Origin of the sequence: Halomonas sp., from assembly GCF_029263665.1 — a bacterium.
GTDB lineage: Bacteria > Pseudomonadota > Gammaproteobacteria > Pseudomonadales > Halomonadaceae > Halomonas.
On sequence record NZ_JAJUFQ010000017.1, the window covers coordinates 1 to 25,303 of the forward strand.

The following is a 25,303-nucleotide window of genomic DNA, read 5'->3' on the forward strand; positions in this document are numbered from 1 at the left end:
AGCGGTAAGCGGTAAGCGGTAAGCGGTAAGCGGTAAGCGGTAAGCGGTAAGCGGTAAGCGGTAAGCGGTAAGCGGTAAGCGGTAAGCGGTAAGCGGTAAGCGGTAAGCGGTAAGCGGTAAGCGGTAAGCGGTAAGCCAGCAGTATCCTGTCGTGGCCTGGCTCCATGCAACACATGACATCTCACGAGAAAGCCCCTGCAGCTTGAACTGCAGGGGCTTTCATTTGGTGCCTTAGCTCATGGCTTAAAGCTTATCGCTTACAGCTTACACATCCCCCTCTTCCTCATCGTCCGCCAGGTCGCGACCGAAGGCCCGCCACTGGGCCAGGGTCAATACCTCGGTGGATTCGGTCTTGAGGTCATGGGCAATGATCAGTTCACTGCGTTCAAGCTGAACCTTGAGCTCGGCGACCCAGCCGCTCATGCCGCTTCCCGTGTCGGTGGTGTCATACCCCTGGCGAGTGACGAATGTCTCAAGCAAGGCATCGAGGGTTTCGGCTGGCAGCATGCGGTAGGGGACTTCGATAAAACGGCTCATGCGTCACTTGCTCCATCATCTTCTTCGTCCCCGGCTGGCATGGCTTCCCACTCGGCAAGGCGGACAAGAAACGTCTCCTCGTCAATGACGGGTACGCCCGCCTGCTCGGCCTTGGTCAGCTTGCTACCCGCTCCAGGACCCGCCACCAGGCAACTGGTTTTCTTCGATACGCTACCCGCGACCTTGGCACCCAATGCCTGAAGCCTCGTCTTGCCTTCGTCCCGGGTCATGCTTTCCAGTGTCCCAGTCAGCACCCAGGTCTGGCCTTCCAAGGGCGTCGCCCTTTGCTTGATCACGGTTTCATCCCAGTGTACACCCGCTTCGACCAGGGCCTTGATCGTTTCGATGTTGTGCTCTTGTTGAAAGAACGTCGCCACATGGGCCGCCACGATCGGCCCTACATCATTGACCTGTTCCAACGTCTCACGCTCGGCTTGCATGAGCGCCTCCAGAGTGCCGAAGTGAGCCGCCAGGTTAGCTGCGGTGGCTTCGCCTACCTCTCGAATCCCCAGGGCAAAGACGAAACGCGCCAACGTCGTGCCTCGCGCCTTGTCCAATGCTACCACCAGATTATTGGCTGACTTCTCGGCCATGCGCGGCAACTCAGCCAGTTGTTCAGCCGAAAGGAGGAACAGGTCCGCTGGCGTCGTTACCATCTCGCGGTCGACCAGTACATCGATCAACTTGACCCCAAGCCCATCGATATCCATGGCACGCCGGCTGGCGAAATGCTTGAGCGCTTCCTTGCGTTGGGCTGCGCAATACAGACCACCGGAACAGCGCGCCACTGCTTCGCCCTCGACACGCTCGATTTCCGAGTCACACACGGGACAGCGGGCAGGAAATACGATGGGGCGCGCGTCTGCCGGACGCTCATCCTCGATCACCCGCACAACCTGGGGAATGACATCACCTGCCCGGCGGATGGCAACAGTGTCGCCAATCATCACCCCAAGACGTTCAATCTCATCGGCATTGTGCAAGGTCGCATTGGATACTGTCACACCTGCCACATTGACAGGCTCCAGGCGCGCCACTGGAGTGATAGCGCCGGTACGGCCAACCTGAAATTCCACATCATTGAGACGCGTGGTCTGCTCCTGGGCGGGAAACTTGAAGGCAATGGCCCAGCGCGGCGCGCGGGCGACAAAGCCCAGTTCCCGCTGCAGGCGAAGATCATCAACCTTGATCACCGCACCATCGATGTCGTAGCCGAGTCCATCACGGCGCTCGCCAAGATGATGGCAATAGTCAATGACCCCCTTCGCTCCTTTGACCACCTTCAGTTCGCGACTGACCGGGATACCAAGCGATGCCAGACGCTGCATCAGTTGGCTATGTGTTTCATCGCCCATCTGCGGCTCAAGGCGGGCAAGTTGATAGCCGGAAAATTCCAGCGGACGGGTCGCTGTCATCTTCGGGTCGAGCTGACGCAAGCTGCCGGCAGCAGCATTGCGGGGGTTGGCAAAGACTTTTCCATCCTGCTCTCGAGCGCGTTCGTTCATGGCCTCGAAACCCGCGTGGCTCATGATGACTTCTCCCCTGGCTTCTACCAGGGCAGGCACATTCTCGCCACGTAACTGCAAAGGAATGGAACGCAGTGTCTTCAAATTGGACAGGATGCCCTCTCCGGTACGTCCATCTCCCCGTGTCGCCCCACTGACCAGCGTCCCATTTTCGTAGACCAGAGACACCGCTGCTCCGTCGAGCTTGGGCTCACAGCTGAACACCAGGGATTCAGGATCAACTTCCAGCCGCTCCGCCACACGCTCGACAAAGGCACGCAGCTCATCCTCGCTGAACGCATTGTCCAGCGACAACATGGGAATGGCATGGGTTACCTGAGGAAAACCATCGGCAGGTTGAGCGCCAACCCTCTGCGTCGGGGAATCTGCTGTCACCAGCTCAGGGTGCTTTTCCTCCAGTTCCTGCAGGCGACGCAGCCGACGATCGTACTCGGCATCGGTCAGCAGCGGATCATCGAGCACATAGTAACGATAATTGGCGTCATTGAGTTCGGCGCGCAGCCGGTTGGTTTCGTCGAGGATCGAAGCGTCGGTGGTCATGGGAACCTTCAGCGAGACGGGTTGAGCGCTGGCCATTCTACCCCAGAATGAAAACAACCCCATGTTTCCATGGGGTTGTTTTCTCAGGCGGAAAAAACATCAAGGCCGATCAATTCGCCTGATAACGATGCAGACGATGGCGACGTTCGAACTCCTGAACCCGCTGGCGGGCAAATTCTACCGTCTGGGCCGTCATCACACTGCGATTCTCATCCTTCAGTTCACCACCCAGGTGACGAACGATGACCATTGCCGTTTCGACCATGGCTTCGAAAGCCGCAGATGTGTCATTGGCACTTGGCAATGGCATCAACAGAGTGACACCTGGCGTGGAGAATTCATCCATGGCTTCAATCGGGAAAGTCCCCGGCTTGAGTACATTGACCATGGAGAATTGCAGCGCACTGTCAGCATCTGCCGTCTCGAAGCGATGGAAGATACCCATATCGCGGCTATAGCGTAGGCCGCAGGCCATCATCAGCTCCAGCAGCGTAGAGCCCGGGAAACCATTTTCATCGCGCGACATCACACTGATGACGATGATTTCCTCGGCGTTGCTCAGGGCATCGCGAGCATGTTCAGCCTTGACATCATGGCGCAGGACCTTTTCCAGTACAGGATGCGTCCGAACCTTGCTGTAATTCGGTTCATCCCTGGCAGGCTCCATCGCGTCGTCAGCAGTGAAGTCTTCACGAACCTCGTTGTAGTCATAACCTGCCATGTCACCCATGGTTTCATGGACAGGCCCTGCAGTGCTCAACGGTGGCTCTGCATACTGCCCACGATCCGCATTTGGTTCGCGGCGTGGTGAAAACAGCGGATCGTTATCATCAAAGGAAGGCGCTGCTGCTGCCTGAGCTTCCTTGGCTGCTGCTTTTTCCGCAGCCTTCTGCTCAGCCAGGCGAGCTGCTTCGGCAGCTTTCTCTGCTTTCAACTGCTGGCGACGCTCTCGCTCGACCCGCTTGTGCTCGCGCCGCTCGGCCAGGTTCTTCTTCATGGAAGCACTGAAACGCTGCATGGAAGAGCCAACCTTGCGGGAGCGGGACTTCATGGAATCGCCGATTCCTTCGAAATCGACCAGGCGATATTGATCTTCGTCGAAATCATCATGGTCAGCCGGATCAGCAACCAACGGCTCGTGCTCGGAAGCTTCAGCGACAACATCACTTGCATCGCCGTCACCCAGTACCGGTTCAGTACGTTTGTCCTTGCCAGTTCCTGTCTGTCCGGCTTCAGACTTGACGGGGCCATCAGTCTCAGTTGTCACCGACTCGGCCTTATTGTTGCTGAGCGCGTCTGCCACTGGCGCTTGCAAGTCGGAGGAAGCAGTTGACGTCCCGGAAGATGCAACAGTCTCTGTAGACGCCTTGGTCTCTGTAGACGCCTTAGCGGGCTCGACCTGATCAACCTCGGCCCTGGCTTCTTGAGGCGCCGGTGTTGTTCCAGAGAAGCTCCCAAAAGACGTGGTGCCAGGTTCCAGACGCACACGCGGCTTTTCCACCCGGCTCCCGCCTTCCGCGCCTTGACTCTGCGCGTGGCTCTTCTGAGCCTGCCGGAACTCATGCAGCACACGGGAAGGCCCCGGGTGCTCCTGACGTTCCAGCTTGGGTTTCTGTTGCGGCCGGGAGGTGGCTTCAGCGGGTCTGACGACGCGCGCCCCTCCATTGGGCAACTCCCAATTGGTGTCTTCATCGACGGTTTCCTCACCGGCTCCGCTACCAGACATGCTGGTACGCTCACCGGCGTCTACACCGTTTGAGACATCCATCCCCACTGCATCCAAGCGGGGAGTGCGACGCTGACGCTGCAGGCGACGAACCCCATCAATCACGATGAGTGTCACCAGTGCCAGCCCCAGAATGATCAGCCACTCTCTAAGTTCCATGGGTCGTCATGCCTTTGCTAAGGCGCCATGCCTGAAGGTTATTCGTCAATAGCATAGCGTGATCGCGAAAAAAAGGGCCACTTTTTTGTTTGTCAAGCGCCGATTTTTTTACCGGTCTTCTCAACAATGCCCTTCGCATTCGCCCTTCCAACTCCCTCTGCTTTCTTTGCTTTGCAATATTATCGCTGTTTAGCAAACATTTCTTTACAGCATCTCAAACACGTCACGCCTCGGCAAGAGCTGCGGCCTCATCCACATCCACAGACACCAAACGTGACACACCTGGCTCCTGCATTGTCACCCCCATCAATCGCTCTGCAGCTTCCATGGCAATCTTGTTATGGGTGATATAGATGAACTGAACGCTCTCTGACATTTCTTTCACCAACTTTGCGTAACGACCAACATTGGCATCATCCAGAGGAGCATCAACTTCGTCCAACATGCAGAACGGTGCCGGGTTCAATTGGAAGATCGCAAATACTAGTGACAACGCAGTAAGGGCTTTTTCTCCCCCCGAAAGCAAATGAATCGTGCTGTTCTTCTTGCCAGGAGGTCGTGCCATGATCGCCACGCCGGTCTCGAGCAAATCCTCTCCTGTCAGCGTCAACCATGCGGTTCCACCACCAAAGACCCGCGGAAAAAGAGACTGAAGACCGGCATTGACCCGCTCGAAGGTGTCACGAAAACGTGTCCGCGTCTCTTGGTCGATACGCCGAATCGCCTTGTCCAGGGTTTCCAACGCCTCGTTCAATTCAGCCTGTTGGGCCTGCAGGTAATCGCGACGCTCGGCCTGCTGCTCGTACTCTTCGATGGCCGCCAGATTGATCGCGCCCAGGCGTCGAATCTTGTCTCCCAGCTCCTCCAGGCGAGTCTGCCAGGCAGATTCGGTAGCGTTGGGATCCAGTCCTTCGCCGAGCAGATCAGCATCATGGCCCAGTTCCTTTAGCTGCTCATCCTGGCTTTCTGCTTTCAACGCCAACGCTTGAACCTGCATACGGGCTTCCTGCAAGCGCTCTCGAATGCCTTCCAGTTGTCTCTCGTGTCCCTGGCGAGCGTGTTCATCATCGCGCAGACGCTCGACCAGTGCTGCCGCCCTGGCGCGTGCTTCATTAAGATCCCGTTCTTCCCGCTCACGCCGATAGAGCAGTTCGTCGAGTTGCTCGCGACGCTCTTCGCCCGGCTCCTGCAGGCCTTCGCGGGTTTCCTCCAATTCAGCAATGCGTTCCTCGAGACGGGTTCGAGTATCGCCTGCCCGCCCCTGCTGTTCGGCCAGACCAGCACGTTCCGTGGTCAAACGCTGGTGTTCCAGAGTCAGTTGCTGTGCCCGCTCACTCAGGGGACGCTGGCGGGTACGCAAGGACATCAACCGCTCACGTGCCTCTGTGCGTTGACGTTCAAGCCGCTCGCGAATCTCGGCGCCTTCTTCCAGGCGGCTCATGGCCGCCTGCCATTGCTCGCGCATTTCCTCGATGGCAAGCCTGGCCTCTTCATCAGCTTCAGCCAGACTCTCCAGCTCTTCGTGGATCTCGGCGCCTCGACTCGACAGGTGCTCCAGACGGCTTGCCAGTCCACTATCCTGAACCGCCAGCTGCTGACGTTCCTGGTCCAGTTCACGCTCTTCCAGACGCAACTGCTCAAGGGTTTCCTCAGCAGATTCAACCCGAGCGACCGCCTGATCACGCTGCTCCTCGAGCAGTTCCAGGCGCGCTTCTACCTCGGCGAGTTCCTCGGAGGCTTCTTCCAGGCGACGGCGGCTGACCAGTAAAGCATCGGGACCTTCTCCGGCACCGCGCTGACGTACCCAGCCACGACCAAGCCACAACCCATCGGTAGTGATAAGGCTCTGTCCTGCTGCCAGCTCACTGCGCAGCTCCCAGGCCTGCTCTCGCGACTCGGCACAGCGAATACCCGCCAGCCATTCTCCGGCGGCTCCTGCGCCAGACACCTTGACCGCCAGGCTATCGGCAGGGGCCGAAACACCTGCGTGATCGAGTAGCACCAACTCGGCCTGCAACTCGGGGCTCAGCGCCTCACGTACCTGCGACAGCGATGTCAGCCGAGCCTTGAGCCACGGCGCCAGAACCCAGGAAACCACTTCTTCCCAACCGTTATCCACGGACAGGCTCTCACCCAAACGTGGCGACTCACCCAGGCCATGTTCGCTCAAATGGCGATCAAGCCCCTCATCGTGTTCAGCCAAGGCCGCCTCTACCAATGCCTCGAGAGACGATATTTCTCCTTGCAGGGCACTGCGCCGTGAGCGCTCATGTTCACGGTTGGCATCATGTTCACTGAGTGTCTGCCGGCCTTGCTCACGCTGACCAGCAAGCTGTTCACGGCGTTCCTCCAAGGTCTCCTTGCGCTCATCACAAGCGGCCAGGCGCTCCTTGACCTCATCGCGCTGGGCCGAAAGCCCTGCAATATCGGGCAACTCATCCAACTGCTGGCGACGCTTGGCACGCTCGGCCGCCACCCTTTCAAGGCGGCTTTCCAGCTCACGCAGCCGGTCCTGGCTACGTTCTGCGGCCAGGCTATCGGAGCGCCAACGCTCATTGAAAGCTTCCCACTCGGCGTCAGCTTCTTCCACCGCCGGTTCGGCTTCTTCAAGAGCGGCCTCCAGCTCAGCCAGTTGCTCAGCCAGTTCTTCCTGCTCCGGCCCCAGGGTTTCCAGACGCTCTTCCAGACGCATCAAGCGCTGGTCATCGTCCTCTCCCAGCCGTGCCAGTTCCTCGAGTTCACGGCGGGCACTTTCCAGGTCACGGGCTAGTTGCTGATCACGCGAACGGGAATGTTCAAGCTCTTGCTCGATCCGAGCAATAGCCGTGGTGGTCTCATAGAAGCTTGACTGGCGAGTATCCAGTTCCTGGGCCAGGCCGTCGTGCTCGGAGCGCGCCTCTTCAAGGCGCGTCTCACATTGACGCATGCCAAGGATCTCTCGTTCGACAGCGGTTTCCAGCTCAGCAACTCGGCTTTCCTGTTCACCCTGAGTGGCTCGCAGAGCCCTGCCACGTAACAGGGCAAGCTCGCCCTTGACCCGGTGCTCTTCTGTCTTGAGCGTCTGATAGCGTTTGGCCGCCTCAGCCTGACGGCGCAGGCGTTCGAGCTGCTTGTCCAGTTCTTCCCGGATATCCTCTAGACGGTCCAGGTTCTCCTGGGTGCGGCGCATGCGATTTTCCGTTTCGCGGCGGCGCTCCTTGTACTTGGAAATGCCGGCGGCTTCTTCCAGGGTCGAGCGCAGATCTTCTGGTCGCGCTTCGATCAACCGGGAGATCATGCCCTGGCCGATGATGGCATAGGAACGCGGCCCCAGACCGGTCCCTAGAAAGAGGTCCGCAATATCACGGCGGCGGCACTTCTGGCCGTTGAAGAAATAGTTGGACTGAGCGTCTCTGGTAACCTGGCGCTTGACCGAAATTTCGGCGTACTGGGCGTAGGCTCCGCCCATGGAGCCATCGCGATTGTCGAACACCAGCTCCACGGAAGCCATGCCTACCGGTTTACGTCCGGTCGAGCCATTGAAGATGACGTCGGTCATCGACTCGCCACGCAAGGTCTTGGCCGACGACTCCCCCATCACCCAGCGCACCGCATCAATGGTATTGGACTTGCCGCAACCATTGGGGCCGACGATGGCAGTCATATTGCCATCGAAGGGCACCGTCACCGGGTCGACAAAAGACTTGAATCCTGACATGCGGATCGACGTCAGACGCATGGGCTACTCAACCACTCGATCAATCGTAAGCGCGACAGGATCCGCATCTACGTCGGAGACTGCAACCTTTTGTTGCTCTCCCCATAGGTCTCCAGGCTGCGGCTGGGCCTGCCCAGAGCGAGAGACACGAGCCACCAGGCGTACCTCCTGGGCATCGGCAAGGCTGGCCATCGGCGACATGGCATCGTTCACACCAAGGGATAGGGTCAATGGCAACTCACCCAAGCTCACCCGGCGAATGGCCAGCGGCGGTAGGCGTCCTTCGCTGTCTCGCGCGACCACGAATACCGACGTGTCTGCCGGTAGGTCTGCCCCGATGCCATTCGCCAGGGACAAGTGCACCTGTATGTTGGCAGCAGAATCCATTGTCTTGTCACTGCCACTGGAGACCGCAGCAATCCTTGCCTGGGCAACAGCAATACCTTCGCGCATGGCGCCGGCCACCGCTGGGGGAAGGTCAGCCGCCAGAGCACGCCGCCAATAATCGATAGCATTGTCAAAGTCTTCATGCTCGAAGGCATCGATGCCAAGCAGTCCCATCACGGTAGGCTCATTGGCATTCTGGGCCAGGACTTCATCGACCAGGGCCTGGACTTCAGGCGTCAACTGACGTCCCTGCTGGAAATATTCCAACTGGGCCAGTTCCGCCAGCCACCACGGATGGCGACCATCCAGGGAAATCAACTGCTGCAAGGCATGGCGAGCCTGTTCCAGTTGGCCTCCATCACGGTATAGCGGATACAGTGTGCGCCAGACCTGAGGATTATCCGGTTGCTGTTTGGCCTGCTGTTCAAGGGCTGTCACAAGCTCGACAGAGTCTCCATTCTGGCGGGCCTGTTCGATGGTCTGATACAAGGCCAGATTTCCCGCGGCCCCCTTTTCGTGGTACCAGAACAGACTCGCCACGATCACCGCCAGCAGAACCAGAGGCACGGCAAGCTTGCCGGAAGTGGCGCCCTTCAAGGACGATTTTTCTTGCTGAGAAGCATCATCGAGCAGGCTGCGTTGCAGTTCGCGCAAATCCTCGGCAAAGCGCTCGGCATTGATGTCCCCGCGCGCGTGGGCCGCTTCCAGAGAAGCCTCCCTGCGGCGATAGATAGCCACGTTCTGTGCGGTAACATCATCTCGTGCTTCTACTGCCTGCTGTGCCCGCGCGACACTTCCGCTACGCCTCAGAGGCAACATCAACAACCAGGCCGCCGGCATCAGCAACAGGGCAAAGACAATCCAAAGTTCGATCATTTGCCCTCCTTGTGAGAATGCCGCTCTCCAGCCATATCATCCATTTCAATCAGAGCATCCAAGCGGCGCCTCTCTTCGTCGGACAGCTCCCCAGCTCGCGCATTGCGGCGTGAACGGATCAATACGGCCACCACCAAGGCCCCTACCAGCACCAAGGCGCCAGGCAGCCCCCACAGCAGCAACGTACGCCCTTCAAGGCGAGGATTGTAAAGCACATAGTCGCCGAAGCGCTGGACCATGAAGTCGATGATTTCCTTGTCCGAGCGCCCCTCCTGAAGCTGCTGATAGACCCTCTCGCGCATATCCGCGGCAATCGGTGAGTTGGAGTCACCGATGGCTTGATTCTCGCACTTGGGGCAGCGCAATGTGGCCGACAGGTCGTCGAAGCGCTGTTCCATGACCGGGTCATCGAAGGTCCGCACCTCGATGGCGGCCAACGCACTTCCCGCCGTACCAGCCAGGTATAGTGTCAGAATGGCCATCAGAGCGAGAGAGGAGATATGTCTCAACGCCATTTTTCCACCTCCGGCAAGATCACCCTGCGAACATCTTCCGCAGTGATATAGCCCGTATGGTGATAACGAATGACGCCGTCGGCATCGACCAGAAAGCTCTCTGGCGCACCATAGACACCGAGATCAAAGCCAAGCGTTCCTTCAGGATCGAACACATTGACCTCGAATGGATTACCGAACTGCCGCAGGAAGTTTTCCCCCTTTCTGCGTCTTTCTTCCTCGGTGGCCCCTTCCTCCTTGTAATCGACGCCGACCAGGCGCACGCCCTGCTTGGCCAGGGCAAGCAGTTGAGGCATTTCCTGACGGCATGTCGGGCACCAGGAGCCCCACACATTGACCAGCGTGACTTTTCCCTTGAACAGCCCTTGATCGACGATGCGCTGCGGCTCGCTCAAGGTGGAAAGCTCGAAGGCCGGAAAGTCGCGTGCGATCAGGGCCGAATCCCGCTCTGATGGGTTAATCGAGAGGCCTCGAAAGAGGAGCACTCCAAGTACGAGGAATACCAGCAGGGGCAACAGCAGCATCAGGCGTCGCTTCATACCGTTGCCTCCTCTCGAACCTGGGCTATGTCTGTCTGGGCCTGGCGATCCGCCAGCTTGCGCCGGTAACGCCGATCAACCACGGCAATCAAACCACCGGCTGCCATCAACAGTGCCCCCAACCACAGCCAGCGCACGAAAGGCTTGATCTGAATTCGCAGCGCCCAGCTGCCATCCCCCAGATCTTCTCCCATGGCGACATAAAGATCGTGGAACAGGCCAGGACGCAAGGCTACCTGGGTCATGGGCATGCCTCGGGCAATATACAGGCGCTTTTCCGGAGTCATCACAAAACTGGTCGCACTATTTTCGCCATCACGACGGACCTGCACTGTCGCCACCTCGGCGATATAGTTGGGGCCTCGGCGCTCTTCGAGATGGGACATGGTGAAGTGGATACCACTGATATCGACACTATCCCCCTCCGCCATGCGGACATTGCGTTCGACGGAGTAATTGGAGACCAGTGTCACGCCGATAATCGTCACCGCCAGCCCCAGGTGTCCAAGAACCATTCCCCAGTAAGCCGGGGTCAACGCTTTCATGCCTGTCCAACGCGAATCACTGCGAGCACTCTTGTCCCACAGGTCGCGCATGAGAGAGAGCACCAGCCACAATGCAATGGCCAGGCCGATGGATACTTTGAGATCCCATTCGCCGTGATAGACCAGCGGTAGTACGGCCGCAATCAACAAAGCCACGAGCCCCGACAGCCATAGGCGAGCAAGTAGCTCGCGCCCCGCCATGCGTTTCCACCGGGCCACCGGGCCAAGGCCCATGAAAATACACAGGATCACGGTCAATGGCACGAACAGCGCATTGAAGTAAGGCGGTCCGACACTGATCTTGCCCAGCTTCATGGCATCGAGAATCAACGGGTAGATAGTCCCGAGCAATACCGTGACCGTCATCACCACCAGCAGGATGTTGTTGACCAGCAACAAGGCATCTCGCGACAGCCAAGTGAAGGCACCTGGGCGGCTGACGCGTGGCGCACGCAGTGCAAACAGCAGCAACGATGCCCCCACGGTGATCCCGAGCAGGACCAGGACAAACAAGCCCCGAGCCGGGTCGTTGGCAAAGGCGTGAACGGAAGTCAGCACACCGGAACGAACCAGGAAGGTCCCCAGCAGCGACAACGAGAACGTCATGATCGCCAGCAACACCGTCCAGCTCTTGAAGGTTCCACGCTTTTCGGTCACAGCCAGGGAGTGAATCAAGGCTGTGCCGGCAAGCCAAGGCAGCAGTGAAGCGTTTTCCACCGGATCCCAGAACCACCAGCCTCCCCAGCCCAGCTCGTAATAGGCCCACCAGCTACCCAGGGCAATACCCACCGTGAGGAAAGCCCAGGCGATATTGGTCCAGGGGCGGACCCAGCGTGTCCAGGCAGCATCCAGGCGGCCACTTAGCAATGCCGCAATGGCAAAGGCAAATACGACGCTGAACCCGACATAGCCGGTATACAGCATGGGAGGGTGCACGATCAGGCCAAAATCCTGCAGCAGAGGATTGAGGTCGGCGCCATCCATAGGCACATCAGGTAACGAACGATCGAAAGGGTTGGAAGTAAACAGCACAAAGGCCAGGAAACCAAGACTGACTAGTCCCATCACGCCCAGCACGCGCGCCACCATATCCGGCGGCAGGCCACGGGAAAAGCGGCTGACGGCATAGGTCCAGGCGGACAGAATCAAGCTCCACAACAACACGGAGCCTTCATGGTTGCCCCATACGGCACTGAACTTGTAATACCAGGGCAGCATGGAATTGGCGTTGTTGGCCACGTTGATGACACTGAAATCATCGAGTAGATAGCTGGCCGTCAGACAACCATAGGCCAGCAAGAGAAACAGGAACTGTCCCGTTGCCATTGGCCAGGCATAAGCCATCCATAATGGACGCCGGGTAGCCGCCCCGGCCAAGGGCATGACGGCCTGCACGGCGGCCATCAACAAGGCAATGATCAGAGCATAATGACCAACTTCAGGAATCATCTCGATCATGGAGCCTCGCCACTGGTCGCCATTTTCTTGTAGTCTTCGGGCTCATATCCCGAACGTTTCAAGGCCTCGGCCACTTCCGGGGGCATGTAGTTCTCATCATGCTTGGCCAGCACCTGATCTGCATTGAGTTCTTGCTTGTCATTGAGCTTACCGACCACTACCACTCCCTGTCCTTCGCGGAACAGATCGGGCAGGATGCCGCTGTAATGCACCGTCACATCATCGACGTAGTCAGTAATCACGAAGCTGACCTGCAGGCCCTCCGACGAGCGCTCCACACTGCCTTTCTTGACCATCCCTCCGGCACGAATCTGACGCTCGACAGGCGCCTCTCCGGAAGCGATCTGTACCGGGCTGAAAAACAGATTGATATTGCTGCGCAAGGCATACAGCGTCAGTCCGATCGCCACCCCGCACAAGGCAACGAGCCCTACGATCAACAACAAGCGATTGCGCCGCTTAGCTCTCATTTTTTTCTACCCTCTCCGCAGCACTGCCATCGCGACTTTCATTCAGCTTCCTAGACACAGCGCCAGCACCTGTTCCTTCTGCCCACTCCGACTGGGCGGCGACTTCCCTTTTCAACTGACGGCGTAACATGCGTCGTACCTGGCGGCTTTCCCGCCACACCAGTAGCAGGCTCAAGCCAAGAAGCCCCAGACTTATGCCCCAGGCACTCCATACATACGGACCATGGCGCCCCATGGCAAGGAGCTCAGCCAGTGAGTCGAAAGCCATCAACCCGCCCTCTCGAACAAGTCTCGCACCCAGCGCTTGTGCCTCTCTCTGCGCAGGATCTCGCTACGCAGTCGAGTCAACGTCCAGGCAATGAACAAGACATAAAAGCCCAGCACCATGATCAGCAGCGGCAGCCACATCTCCATCGGCATGGCTGGGCGTTCAGTGATGGTGAAGCTGGCTGGCTGGTGCAACGTATTCCACCATTCCACCGAGTACTTGATGATGGGAATGTTGATCACTCCGACCATGGTCAGTACCGATGCGGCCTTGGCTCCACTTTCCAATCGCGGAAAGGCACTGCGGATCAGGATCACACCGCCATACAGGAACAGCAGAATCAGCATCGACGTCAGACGGGCATCCCATTGCCACCATGTGCCCCAGGTTGGCTTGCCCCAGATCGAGCCACTCATCAAGGCGATAAAGGTCATCAAGGCTCCCAACGGAGCCATCATGGCCGCGGCCATATCAGCCACCTTGATCTTCCATACCATGAAGACCAATCCTGCTGCGGCCATGGCAACGAAGATAGTCTGAGCGAGAAAAGCCGCTGGCACGTGAATATAGATGATGCGAAAACTGTTGCCTTGCTGATAATCCGCTGGCGCATAAGCCAGGCCCCAGAGGCTGCCAACGATAATCAGCATCAACGCCATTGCCCAGCACCAGGGAGATAGACGGCCTGAAATGGCATAACACCAGGGTGGTGAACCTAGCTTGTGCACAAAAGTCCACATAAGAGCCTCTTGTTGTTTAACCATGAAGACTGATGCGCAGCGAAGCGGCAATGGCGACAGGTGCCAGCATCAGCGCCAGTGCCAGCATCGCTCCAAGAATCGCCAGATGAGATAGCCACACCCCGCCTGAGACAGCTGTACCAATAGCACCCGTGCCAAAGATCAGCACCGGCATGAACAAGGGCAACACCAATAAGGCCAGAAGCATACCTCCTCTGGCCAACCCCACGGTGAGTGCTGCTCCGATAGCCCCGATCAGGCTGATGCAGGCACTTCCCAGAGCCAAGGATGCCATCAAGGCGACGAAACTCCCCTGTGGCAACGCCATCATCACGCCGAGTAATGGCGCCATCAGTGCCAGCGGCAGCCCCGTAACCAACCAATGCACCAGCACCTTGGCAAGAACCAGAACAGCAAGCGGATGCGGCGAAAGCAACAGTTGTTCGAGAGTGCCATCGTCATAGTCGCTGCGAAACAGACCATCCAGGGAGAGCAATGCCGATAGCAGCGCAGCAACCCACAGCACGCCTGGCGCAATCAGTGACAATCGCTCTGGATCCGGAGAAATCCCCAGAGGAAACAAGGTGATGACCATGGCAAAGAAAACCAGTGGCGTCAGCACATCGCCTGGCCGCCGAGCCATGACCAGCAGATCACGCCGAGCCGTAGTCAGTAATGCCTGCCATAACCCTTCGCCGTTGGCTTTGACGACATCAAGCGGACGAAGTTGCATCATGCTGTCGCTACCCCACCCTGCGTACAAGCCTCCTGATATTGCCCCAGATGGAGGCGCTGCAGGTCAGGAATGTTAGACAAGGCATGATGCGTCGTCACCAATACGGCGCCTCCTCGATGCGCATGCTCCACCAGGCGTTGCTCGAGAATGGCCACACCGGAGACATCAATGGCAGTGAAGGGCTCATCCAGTACCCATAGGGCCCGTGGCGATAACTCCAGGCGTGCCAACGCCACCCGACGTTGCTGGCCGGCAGAAAGCTGGCTGCAGGGGATATCCTCGAAGCCGATCAATCCAACCCTTTCCAGTGCTTGCTCGCAAGCATCCATGGATATCGGCTCTGCTGCCATGGCCTGATACCAACGCAGGTTTTCGAGCGCTGTCAGGCTCTTCTTGATGGCCGGCGCATGCCCGATATAGAGCAGATTACTCAACAGCTCGGCCCGGGCACGTCGCAGGGGCTTTCCCTGCCACAGTACCTCACCTTCCATGTCGCTGATCTGACCACACAGGATCTTAAGCAAGGTCGTCTTGCCACTACCGTTGGGGCCTTCTACACGCAGCACCTCGCCACCGGAAAGTCGCAGGTCCAGACCTTGAAACAGCCAACGCCCATCACGCTCACAGGCGAGTTGTCGGGCTTCCAGACACAGACTCAAAACACACCCTCTCGCAAGCCCCGAGACGAATATAAAAAGTTTTTCCAAATACGCAATCGACTTTACACGGATTGGTCATACCGAGCTACCCACCACAAGAAGCATAAGCATGAAGATTCATCGATCAGGCTTGCGCCTTTTTCAGACACTGCTATGCTTCGTCAAAACACTGTATGTATCGACAGGTTTTTGCCGCAGGGAGACCAAGCGCCATGACCAATGCAACAGTCGCAGCAACAAGCACAGCGAAAACAATCAGCGCAGCTGGAACGACCCGTACAGACGAGACAGCCTGTACAACGACAACGCTTTTCCTGGAACGCCTGCCCAATCTGCCCATTGCCGAAAGCTGGGCCCAGATCGAGGCTAGCGACGATATTGATGGCATGGTGGAGATACCCTTGACCGGGCACGTCTCCGCAGGATTGCCCATCGAAGCATGCAGCGACGACCGCACACTGCGAGTTCCTTCGCGCATGGTCCGGCGCAATACCTATGCCCTCCAGGTACGCGGAGACTCCATGATCGATTGCAATATCTTCGATGGAGATGTGATCATCATCGAACGCCAGGAAAGCGCCGAGAACGGCGAAACTGCTGTTGTGATGATCAATGACCAGGAGGTCACCCTGAAAAAGCTGTATATCGAAAAGAGTGGCGTGCGTCTACAGCCCGCCAATACCAGCATGCCCCCTATCTACTTGAAGAACAGTGATATTCGCGTTCTGGGTCTGGTCATGGGCGTGGCCCGACAGGCGGAGATGGCTGCCTGATGCGATACCCGGTACCGGACCTGGCAGCCGATGCCTGGTTCGAGAGTGAGATAGAAATTGAACGCAGCCGTTTCATCACCTGGCTAGCCCATGCGCCGGATATTGCCGCTTTTGACCAACTGCTGGCTGAAGCGCGAAAAACGCACCCCAATGCCTCTCATCATTGCACGGCCTTCATCGCTGGCCCTCCCGGGGAACAGGTGAATATCGGTTTTTCCGATGATGGCGAGCCCGGCGGCACAGCCGGTCGCCCAATGTTCCAGGCGCTCAGTGGCGATGGCATCGGCCAGGTAGCCGCCGTGGTGACGCGCTATTTTGGAGGGGTCAAGCTTGGCACAGGAGGGTTGGCTCGGGCCTATACCCAAGCCGTAGTCACTGCCTTGGCTGAAGTGCCCCGTCGGGAAGAGACAGAACGCAAGCCAGTCAGAATTCGTATCGATTTCGCTGGTGAAGCGGAAACCCGTGACTGGTGCCGGCAGCGTGATATCTGCATTGATGATGCAGACTATGGCGCCGAGGGCGTCGTGCTTACCCTCGGCTGGCCACGGGATGATAGCGTCGATCTGACGACCCTGACCTCACGCCTCAAGGGGCGGCTGCAGCTCCAGCCGGATGAGTGACGAGCACATCAGCCTGGAGCCTGGCCGTATTCGCCTTGGAGGAAGTTTCCTCAACAACCGAATCCTTCCGGAGATTCCGTGCCGGTACGGCGGCAGCATCTCCGATATAGCGAGCCCGCTTTTCCGGTTTCAGGCGTGCCACATCCACTGCAACCAAACCATCAATGCAGTAACTGAAGCCGGTGTCCACACCAAAGGCATGGAAACGCACACCACCTTCTTCGGCCACTTCCACATATTGCTTGTATAGCGCTGGAACCCCGGCTCCCATGGATTGCAGAGCCTCCTTGAGACGTACAAAGTCCTCGCGTCGGCTAGTGCCGACAAACAGCCGCTCAGCTTCGTGTCTTCCGGCAGCAGACAACTGGCATGGAGCCTTGGGACGAATGGCGTACTCACCATCTCCATGGTAATGACGGTAGTAGCTGACCAACAACTCCTTGGCCAATGGCGGCATATGGTTGGGTATGGTCACAGGGCCGAACAACCAGCGGACCTCGGGGTGCGCACGCAGGTATGCACCAAGCCCGAGCCACAGGTAATCCAGGCTTCGCCTCCCCCAGTAACGCGGCTGAACGAAGCTGCGTCCCAGCTCCAGCCCGTTGCGCCACTCACTCATCGGCGCCGATTCGAGATGGAATATGGTAGCGCTGTACAGCCCTGAAATGCCCTTGGCATCAAGGATTCGCCCGACTTCTCCCAGGCGGTAGGCACCGGCAATCTCCAGGTCCTTGTCATCCCACAGGATCAGATGGCGATAATGCTCGTCATATTCATCCAGGTCACGCTTGAAGCCCGTGCCCTCGCCTACACGACGAAAGGCAATCTCGCGCAAACGACCTATCTCACGCATCACCGCAGAATCAGGCTGATAATCAAACAACAGTATCTGCTTGCCATCCGGCGTTGCACCAAGATGTTCGGCACCGGCCAGTTCCTCGCGCAATTGCTGACGCTTCTCCGGGTGAGCAATACCTGACTCACCGACGAACACCCCCTTCTTGCCCTTGCCCAGGCGATAAACATGCTTGCGCAACAACTTGAGCTTGGACGGTACACTCAGATCATCGCGATCGAAGCGCTCCAGGGTGATGGAACCACCTACCTTGAGAGCAATCTGGCGGCCCTTCTGGTGAAACATCTCATTGGGAAGCAACAGAGTGCCCAGCGGTGAATACAGCCAGGCCAGGGAATAGAAAAGGCTGGTATTACGCCCTCCCACATGCACCGGCACGATGGGGGCATTGGTCTTGCGCGCGGCATGCAGAAAGCCGGACAACCATTTGCCATCCTTGATGCCCGAGGGGCTGGCTCGAGACACCTCGCCAGCAGGAAAGACAATCACGGCCTGTTCAGCGTCCAGAGCATCCACAATACCCTGCAGGCTCTTGCGAAACCCCCTTCGTGACAAGTTGTCCACCGGCAGCAGGCGTGAAGCCAGGGGCTCGATCTGCAGTAACAGGTCATTGGCTACGATCTTCACGTCGGGACGCACGTCTGCCACCATGCGCACCAGTGCCAGCCCGTCCAAGGCACCCAAAGGATGATTGGCAACGATCACTACCCGGCCGGCCACCGGAATATTGTCGCGCTCCTTGGAAGACAGGGTGTAGCCGAAGTTGAGGTGTTCCAGGACACGGTCAATGAATTCGAGCCCACCAGCACGCTGATGACGGACGAGAAAATCATTGATCTCCTGCTCATGGACCAGGCGTTTGAGCGCCGCGACCAGCAGGCCGCGGCACCAGGCGGGCCAGCGTTTGACACTCGGCGCCTTGGCCCGCAGCGCTCCTTCGATATCGATCATGCCCCCACCCCCCTGTTTGGCAATATGGCCAGACTAGGGCGGGCTCATGACAGTTAGATGGCCAGACCAGGACGGAGAAATGACAGTGCGATGCGAGCCGTAAGCCGTAAGCCGTAAGCCGTAAGCCGTAAGCCGTAAGCCGTAAGCCGTAAGCCGTAAGCCGTAAGCCGTAAGCCGCGAGTGTCGAACTGCGAGTCACGAGCAGTCCAGTGCCGCTCTGTGGATCATCGACAAGAATGGGGGGCGGGGTTACTTGCAGCTTAAAACTTACAGCTTATAGCTCGTTTATAAGCAACCTGACCGGCACCCTCCGGAGAGCAGGGCACCGGTCATTACAGGACAAACTTACCCCAGGTACTTGATCATCACTCCTGCAGCTACCGCCGAACCAATGACACCAGCCACATTGGGCCCCATGGCATGCATCAACAGGAAGTTATGGGGGTTGGATTCCAGGCCGATCTTGTTCGATACCCGCGCCGCCATTGGTACCGCCGAAACTCCGGCAGAGCCGATCAATGGATTGATCGGATGCTTGCTGACAGCATTGAGCAGCTTGGCCATCAGCACACCACTGGCCGTACCGATACCAAAGGCAACGATACCGAGGCCGAGAATCCCCAGTGTCTCCACTGCCAGGAAACGCTCGGCCATCAGTTTCGAACCGACGGACAGACCGAGAAAAATAGTCACCGTATTAATCAGCGCATTCTGAGCCGTATCGGAAAGCCGCTCGACCACACCACATTCACGCATCAGGTTGCCAAAGCAGAACATGCCCAGCAAGGGTGCGGCATCAGGCAAGAACAGCACGACCAGAATCAGCAAGACCAGTGGAAACAGAATCTTCTCGACCTTGGAGACCGGGCGCAGCTGGGTCATGACGATTTCACGCTCCTTGGCAGATGTCAGAGCGCGCATGATCGGCGGCTGAATCAACGGCACCAGAGCCATGTAGGAGTATGATGCCACCGCGATGGCACCCAGCAGCTCCGGTGCCAGCAAGCTGGACACATAGATTGACGTCGGGCCATCCGCACCACCGATAATGCCGATGGCAGCCGCCTGCTTGAGCGAGAAGTCCATCCAGCCCATGCTGGTCAGGACCACTGCACCCAGCAAGGTCGCAAATATGCCAAACTGAGCCGCAGCACCAAGGAACAGCGTGCGAGGGTTGGCCAGCAAGGGACCGAAATCCGTCATGGCCCCGACGCCCATGAAGATCACCAGAGGTGCAATGCCCGATGCAATGGCAACGCTGTAGAACTGATACAGCATGCCATGCGCATACCCCGCATCCATGGCCTGGTCATTGGCAGCGCGCAGCAAGGCGGGAGAAATATCCGCATGCAATGCTTCGCCTACCGCATGCCGCCAGCTTTCCATATCAGCACCGCCCGGTAGCGCGACTCCCAGAGTCTGGGCCAACTGCTGAAGCAGCGCTGAATTGCCCAGGTGAGCTGCCTGCTCTGCAGCTGACATGGCAAGCCCCGCCTCGGGGATATTGGCCAGGATGCCGCCAAACCCGATGGGCACCAGCAATAGCGGCTCGAACCGCTTGGCGATGGCAAGCCACAGCAGCAACAGTCCCACCACAATCATCACCGCCTGGCCGAGACTCAGGTTATACAGTCCGGAGCCGTACCAGAGTGTCAGAATCTTCTCCATGAAATGACCCTCAAAGTACGACGAGCGTATCGCCGACGGCCACGCTATCGCCCTCGGATACCTTGACCGCCGACACAGTACCGGCATTGGCCGCCCGAATCTCGGTCTCCATCTTCATGGCTTCAAGGATGATCACCACATCGCCTGCGGCCACGCTGTCTCCCGCCGACACATTGACCTTGAAGATGTTGCCTGCCAATGGCGCCGTGATGGCTTCACCTGAAGATGCCGCGGGCGCAGTCGACGCTGCTGGCTCCGGCGCGACGCTGGCCTCACTGATCTGGGTGATATCGCCACCTTCGCTGACTTCGACCACATAGGCGCTGCCATTGACCTTGACGGTATAGGTCTCGGGCCCAGCCTCGGACGCCGGTGCACGGGAAGTAGCAGGAACCACTGCCTTATTGCTCTCGCCAGCCTCAGGTGCAGGCTCGAAGGCCTCGGGATTGTCACGATGACTCAGGAACTTGAGGCCAATCTGCGGGAACAGGGCGTACGTCAGCACGTCGTCGACTTCCTGCTCACCTTCAGCCAGGCGAATGCCTTCGGCCTTGGCCTTTTCGCGCAACTCACTGGCCAGCCTGTCCATTTCCGGTGCCAGGTTGTCAGCAGGACGGCAAGTGATCGGCTCGCCGCCTTCCAGCACCCTGCTCTGCAACTCTGTGTTGAAGGAAGCAGGCGCACAACCGTATTCCCCCTTGAGCAGTGCCTGAACTTCCTTGGAAATGGACTTATAACGCTCGCCCATCATCACATTCATTACCGCCTGGGTGCCGACGATCTGCGATGTCGGTGTGACCAGAGGAATGTAGCCAAGATCCTCACGCACCCGTGGAATCTCTGCCAGCACCTCATCCAGCTTGTCGCCTGCCCCTTGCTCCTTGAGCTGGCTCTCCATGTTGGTCAGCATGCCCCCCGGCACCTGAGCCACCAGGATGCGCGAGTCGATGCCCCTGAGAGAGCCCTCAAAGGCAGCATACTTCTTGCGCACTTCACGAAAATAGGCCGCGATGTCCTCGAGCAGCTCCAGATCCAGGCCAGTATCACGCCCGGTGCCCTGAAGTATCGCCACCACCGACTCGGTGGGGCTATGCCCATAGGTCATGGACATGGAAGAGATGGCAGTATCGACATTGTCGATGCCGGCTTCGGCAGCCTTGATAGCCGTCGCGGTGGACATGCCAGTGGTGGCATGACACTGCATGTGGATAGGTATATCAACAGCCTGTTTCAGGCGAGACACCAACTCGAAGGCATCGTAGGGCTTGAGCAGACCTGCCATGTCCTTGATGCACAGAGAGTCTGCCCCCATGGCAGCGATGCGCTTGCCAAGCTCCACCCACCCTTCCAAGGTATGCACTGGGCTCACGGTGTAGGACATGGTGCCTTGTGCATGCCCCCCAACCTTTCGCACAGCCTGAATGGCACGTTCCAGATTGCGCGGGTCGTTCATGGCATCGAAGACACGGAACACATCCACGCCATTGACCTTGGCTCGCTCGACAAAGCGATCGACCACATCATCCGCATAGTGGCGGTAGCCCAACAGGTTCTGCCCACGCAGCAGCATCTGTTGGGGTGTATTGGGCATGGCTTCCTTGAGCGCACGAATGCGCTCCCAGGGATCTTCACCCAGATAGCGAATACATGCGTCGAAAGTGGCTCCGCCCCAGGATTCCAGAGACCAGAAGCCAACCTTGTCCAGCTTTTCGGCGATAGGCAGCATGTCATCTAGACGCATGCGGGTAGCGAACAGCGATTGGTGGGCATCGCGAAGGACGACATCAGTGATGCCGAGCGGGCGTTGAGTCTCGCTCATCGTCGGTTCCTTGAATGTGTTGGAAGTTATCGTTGAAAGCGTCAGAGAAACCTATGTCCAGGCCATGAGGGCTGCTACAATCGCACGCCCCGTGCAGGCTCGTGGAATCAACCTAGCGACGATGGCGCTGGCGATACTTGTGCACTGCCGCTGAAATCGCGGCGATCAAGGCCTCGTCTTTCTTGCCTGAGACATCAGAAGGTTGGCCGGCTACTGCTGGAAGGCTTGGCTCCGGCTCAGGGAAGAAGCGCCCGAGAACTCGAGACATCAAGGTAGTGGCAATCACCAGCACCGTAAGAAAAACAAAAACGAAGCCCATTCCGAGCCCCATCAGGGCAAGACCTTCATTCAGCAACGGCATTCAGAATCCTCCGGATTAGCGCAAGAAAACTCTTCGAGTTGTCGTAATTTTCGTAAAATTGCCGTATTTATAACGAATTCATTGTTATAGCCTGCCACACTCCCGGGCCATGACAATGGCGTAAAGGTAGCAGCTTTGGTTGTTAAATTACTACATAATGACCAAGACCTAGACAAAGGTCGTATAGGTCTTGCCCCCATGGAAGGCGTCATCGACGCTCACTGCCGCGACCTGCTCACCCGCGAAGCAGGCTTTGACTGGACCGTCACCGAGTTCGTCCGCGTTGTCGACGCGCGCCTGCCACCTCGAGTCTTCTACAAGCACTGTCCAGAGCTGTTAAACAATCATCATCCAGAACTCCAACCCGCAACACCCACCGGCATCCCTGTACATCTGCAGCTGCTGGGGTCAGATCCAGATGCCCTGGCAGCCAATGCCCATCAGGCCCTACGCCTGGGGGCCATCAGCCTGGACCTGAACTTTGGCTGTCCAGCCAAGCTCGTCAACCGCCACGACGGCGGGGCCTCCATGCTACGCGACCCGGAGCGCCTCTACCGTGCCGTGGACGCCGTCCAGAGTGCCGTGGGCGACCACATTCCGGTGACAGCCAAAATTCGCCTGGGGTTCTCCGACCGCCGCCTGGCTCTGGCTTGCGCCCAGGCCGCAGAAGCCGGAGGCGCCGCACAACTGGTGGTACATGCCCGCACCCGCGACGAAGGCTATCGCCCTCCAGCTCACTGGGAGTGGATCGGACGCATCCGAACCCGGCTTTCCATCCCTGTCGTCGCCAATGGCGACATATGGAGTCTAGAAGATTACTGGAAGGCCCGAACTCTCTCTGGCTGTCGCGATGTCATGCTTGGGCGCGGCGCCTTGGCCGACCCCTGGTTGGCACCACGCATTCGCCACTGGCAACGCACCGGACACCGCTTGGCACCAACCACCTGGTCCCAACGCGCCAGCCTGCTCAGCGCATATGCTGCAATGCAGCGTAATACACTACCAGATAAAGTGGTGGTCTCGCTATTGAAGCAATGGCTGAATCACATGCGAGCCCGAAACCCCGAAGCAGCCCAACGCTTCCAGGCTTTACGCCGCATTACTGATCTCAATACCTTTCTCGGCGGACTCAATCAACCGGCGCCACCGGCCATTGCCGTCGGCCAGCCATGAACATGAAAGACCTCTCCCACCATCTCCACACCATCCTTCAGGGATGATTCAACTGCCAGGGAGAGGCTAGTGATGGCATAAAAACCACTAATGACATAGAAGCCACTGATGACATTACTGCTGGCCGCGTTTCCGGCGTATTGGCACAGCGCTCAGACACCCACGATCCTCGCGCGGAATTTACGACCTTTCAGTTTTCCATTGGCGAGCTTGCCCAGCGCCTTTTTAGCGACCTCGCGCTCCACCGCTACAAAAGTAGAGAAATCAAACAGCTGAATTTTCCCGATCTGGGCTCCGTCAATGCCACCTTCCCCTGTCAGTGCACCAACAACATCCCCAGCACGCACCTTCTGCTTCTTGCCACCATCAATCTGCAGCGTAGACATCACCGGCCGTGAAGCCACAAAGTCCCTGGGCAACGGCGGAACTTCCTGCAGTGTTATCGGCTGCTGTGTCGACTCCTCCAACCGCTCCAGTTTGTAGATCTCCTTCTTGCTGACCAGAGACAACGCCACCCCCTTCTGCCCTGCCCGGCCGGTGCGGCCGATCCGGTGCACATGCACCTCCGGGTCGCGTGAAAGGTGGTAGTTGACCACCACCGGCAGCTCCTCAATATCCAGCCCGCGCGCAGCCACGTCTGTCGCCACCAGAATGGAAGCGCTGCCATTGGCAAACAGCGCCAGCGTACAATCGCGATCCTTCTGCTCCATATCTCCATGGAGCGCAAGCGCGGAGAATCCGGCGCGCTTCAACGCCTGCGCAGCCTCATCGGTGTCCTTCCTGGTATTGCAGAAAACCAGTACCGAGGAAGCATCGAAGTTGGCCAGCAACTGGTATAGCGCTGCGGGCCGCTCTTCGTTGCTCTCCACCCGGTAGTATTTCTGCTCTATCGTGCTCTGGGTGTGCGGCGAGGAGACTTCCACCTTGACTGGGTTGCGCAACACCCGCTCCGCCAGTGCATCGATGGTCTTGGGATAAGTGGCTGAAAACAGCAGCGTCTGACGCTGCTGTGGCAGCTCCGCCAGAATCTGGTCCAGCACCGCCTGAAAGCCCATATCCAGCATCCGGTCCGCCTCGTCCAACACAAGAGCCTGCACCTCGCTCAGGTCGAGATTGCCCTTGCGCAGGTGATCATCAATGCGCCCGGGCGTGCCCACCACGATATGCGCCCCATGCTTGAGCGAGCCGACCTGCGGCCCGAAGGGCATACCGCCACACAGAGTCAGGATCTTGATGTTGGGAATGGTCCTCGCCAGTTTGCGCAACTCCCTCGCCACCTGGTCCGCCAGCTCACGGGTAGGACACAACACCAGTGCCTGCACCCGGAACTGCTCTACCTGTAGCTTGTGCAGCAGGCCCAGACCAAAGGTCACGGTCTTGCCTGAGCCGGTCCTGGCCTGGCCGATCACATCCCGCCCCTCCATAATCGCCGGCAGCGCGGCGGCCTGGATTTCCGTCAGGTGGGTATAGCCGAGATCCTCCAGGTTTGTCAGGAGGGGCTGCTGTAGTGGCAGCGACTGGAAATCGCGCGGGTGGTTGGTATCCGGGGTTGTCAAAGCAGGGACTCGTTTGGTTTGGTTTGGAAGGAGAGAGGGCGGTGCATTTTAGGTAAGCGCGGGGCAATACCCTGGTGGAAGTGGGCATGAGCCGCATTTGCGCGCCTTCCGGCCCCCAGGCCTTGCCCCAGACAGCCTTCACTACCAG

General features: G+C 58.3%; 21 protein-coding genes. 3 read left to right on the top strand and 18 right to left on the bottom strand.

The window, feature by feature from the left end:
• Positions 1-264: 264 nt before the first annotated feature.
• The 13 genes from Q1K07_RS15195 to ccmA form a co-directional block, all read right to left on the bottom strand.
• Positions 265-537 carry a YheU family protein gene (locus tag Q1K07_RS15195; RefSeq protein WP_300312622.1) on the bottom strand — a complete coding sequence of 91 codons (273 nt, stop codon included), beginning with the start codon at positions 535-537 and terminating at the stop codon, positions 265-267.
• Positions 534-2,603, bottom strand: a complete 2,070-nt coding sequence (gene ligA, locus Q1K07_RS15200; RefSeq protein WP_300312625.1) for an NAD-dependent DNA ligase LigA — start codon at positions 2,601-2,603, stop codon at positions 534-536. The genes Q1K07_RS15195 and ligA overlap by 4 nt, the downstream gene beginning before the upstream one ends.
• Positions 2,604-2,712: 109 nt before the next feature.
• Entirely contained in the window at positions 2,713-4,488 is a 1,776-nt protein-coding gene (gene zipA / locus Q1K07_RS15205; RefSeq protein WP_300312628.1) for a cell division protein ZipA, read from the bottom strand.
• Between the two features lie 223 nt (positions 4,489-4,711).
• Positions 4,712-8,206: a chromosome segregation protein SMC gene (smc, locus tag Q1K07_RS15210; RefSeq protein WP_300312631.1), complete on the bottom strand. Its 3,495-nt coding sequence runs from the start codon at positions 8,204-8,206 to the stop codon at positions 4,712-4,714.
• 3 nt (positions 8,207-8,209) lie between these two features.
• Positions 8,210-9,448 (bottom strand): c-type cytochrome biogenesis protein CcmI, encoded by a 1,239-nt coding sequence (gene ccmI / locus Q1K07_RS15215; RefSeq protein WP_300312634.1) that lies wholly within the window; start codon positions 9,446-9,448, stop codon positions 8,210-8,212.
• Positions 9,445-9,930, bottom strand: a complete 486-nt coding sequence (locus tag Q1K07_RS15220) for a cytochrome c-type biogenesis protein (RefSeq protein WP_300312904.1) — start codon at positions 9,928-9,930, stop codon at positions 9,445-9,447. The genes ccmI and Q1K07_RS15220 overlap by 4 nt, the downstream gene beginning before the upstream one ends.
• Before the next feature lie 23 nt (positions 9,931-9,953).
• Positions 9,954-10,502, bottom strand: coding sequence for a DsbE family thiol:disulfide interchange protein (locus tag Q1K07_RS15225; RefSeq protein ID WP_300312637.1), 549 nt, complete (start codon positions 10,500-10,502; stop codon positions 9,954-9,956).
• Positions 10,499-12,505: a heme lyase CcmF/NrfE family subunit gene (locus Q1K07_RS15230; RefSeq protein WP_300312639.1), complete on the bottom strand. Its 2,007-nt coding sequence runs from the start codon at positions 12,503-12,505 to the stop codon at positions 10,499-10,501. Before Q1K07_RS15230 ends, Q1K07_RS15225 begins: the two co-directional genes overlap by 4 nt.
• Entirely contained in the window at positions 12,502-12,975 is a 474-nt protein-coding gene (gene ccmE / locus Q1K07_RS15235; RefSeq protein ID WP_300312641.1) for a cytochrome c maturation protein CcmE, read from the bottom strand. Before ccmE ends, Q1K07_RS15230 begins: the two co-directional genes overlap by 4 nt.
• Positions 12,965-13,243 (bottom strand): heme exporter protein CcmD, encoded by a 279-nt coding sequence (gene ccmD, locus Q1K07_RS15240; protein WP_300312643.1) that lies wholly within the window; start codon positions 13,241-13,243, stop codon positions 12,965-12,967. Before ccmD ends, ccmE begins: the two co-directional genes overlap by 11 nt.
• Complete coding sequence (locus Q1K07_RS15245) at positions 13,243-13,983, bottom strand: heme ABC transporter permease (protein ID WP_300312645.1); 741 nt, start codon at positions 13,981-13,983, stop codon at positions 13,243-13,245. Before Q1K07_RS15245 ends, ccmD begins: the two co-directional genes overlap by 1 nt.
• Positions 13,984-13,999: 16 nt before the next feature.
• Positions 14,000-14,719, bottom strand: coding sequence for a heme exporter protein CcmB (gene ccmB / locus Q1K07_RS15250; protein ID WP_300312648.1), 720 nt, complete (start codon positions 14,717-14,719; stop codon positions 14,000-14,002).
• Positions 14,716-15,378, bottom strand: a complete 663-nt coding sequence (gene ccmA, locus Q1K07_RS15255) for a cytochrome c biogenesis heme-transporting ATPase CcmA (RefSeq protein ID WP_300312651.1) — start codon at positions 15,376-15,378, stop codon at positions 14,716-14,718. The genes ccmB and ccmA overlap by 4 nt, the downstream gene beginning before the upstream one ends.
• Before the next feature lie 212 nt (positions 15,379-15,590).
• Between ccmA and Q1K07_RS15260 the strand changes: the two genes are divergently transcribed.
• Both Q1K07_RS15260 and Q1K07_RS15265 read left to right on the top strand, forming a co-directional pair.
• The gene (locus Q1K07_RS15260) at positions 15,591-16,151 is read left to right on the top strand and encodes a LexA family transcriptional regulator (RefSeq protein ID WP_300312653.1); all 561 of its coding nucleotides are present in this window, start codon (positions 15,591-15,593) and stop codon (positions 16,149-16,151) included.
• Positions 16,151-16,771 carry a YigZ family protein gene (locus tag Q1K07_RS15265; RefSeq protein ID WP_300312656.1) on the top strand — a complete coding sequence of 207 codons (621 nt, stop codon included), beginning with the start codon at positions 16,151-16,153 and terminating at the stop codon, positions 16,769-16,771. Before Q1K07_RS15260 ends, Q1K07_RS15265 begins: the two co-directional genes overlap by 1 nt.
• Here Q1K07_RS15265 and Q1K07_RS15270 read toward each other — a convergent pair.
• From Q1K07_RS15270 to Q1K07_RS15285, 4 genes are all read right to left on the bottom strand, one after another.
• A complete protein-coding gene (locus Q1K07_RS15270; RefSeq protein WP_300312659.1) occupies positions 16,737-18,578 on the bottom strand; it encodes a lysophospholipid acyltransferase family protein in 1,842 nt (613 codons plus the stop codon). The genes Q1K07_RS15265 and Q1K07_RS15270 overlap by 35 nt on opposite strands.
• 345 nt (positions 18,579-18,923) lie before the next feature.
• Complete coding sequence (locus Q1K07_RS15275; RefSeq protein ID WP_300312661.1) at positions 18,924-20,246, bottom strand: sodium ion-translocating decarboxylase subunit beta; 1,323 nt, start codon at positions 20,244-20,246, stop codon at positions 18,924-18,926.
• A 10-nt stretch (positions 20,247-20,256) separates the two neighbouring features.
• Entirely contained in the window at positions 20,257-22,065 is a 1,809-nt protein-coding gene (gene oadA, locus Q1K07_RS15280) for a sodium-extruding oxaloacetate decarboxylase subunit alpha (RefSeq protein WP_300312664.1), read from the bottom strand.
• A gap of 112 nt (positions 22,066-22,177) precedes the next feature.
• A complete protein-coding gene (locus Q1K07_RS15285; RefSeq protein ID WP_300312667.1) occupies positions 22,178-22,426 on the bottom strand; it encodes an OadG family protein in 249 nt (82 codons plus the stop codon).
• A 198-nt stretch (positions 22,427-22,624) separates the two neighbouring features.
• Here Q1K07_RS15285 and Q1K07_RS15290 point away from each other — a divergent pair, with 198 nt between their 5' ends.
• A complete protein-coding gene (locus tag Q1K07_RS15290; RefSeq protein WP_300312670.1) occupies positions 22,625-23,599 on the top strand; it encodes a tRNA-dihydrouridine synthase in 975 nt (324 codons plus the stop codon).
• 152 nt (positions 23,600-23,751) lie between these two features.
• Here the strand turns inward: Q1K07_RS15290 and dbpA are convergent, their stop codons facing one another.
• Positions 23,752-25,155, bottom strand: a complete 1,404-nt coding sequence (dbpA, locus tag Q1K07_RS15295) for an ATP-dependent RNA helicase DbpA (RefSeq protein ID WP_300312673.1) — start codon at positions 25,153-25,155, stop codon at positions 23,752-23,754.
• Positions 25,156-25,303 lie beyond the last annotated feature (148 nt).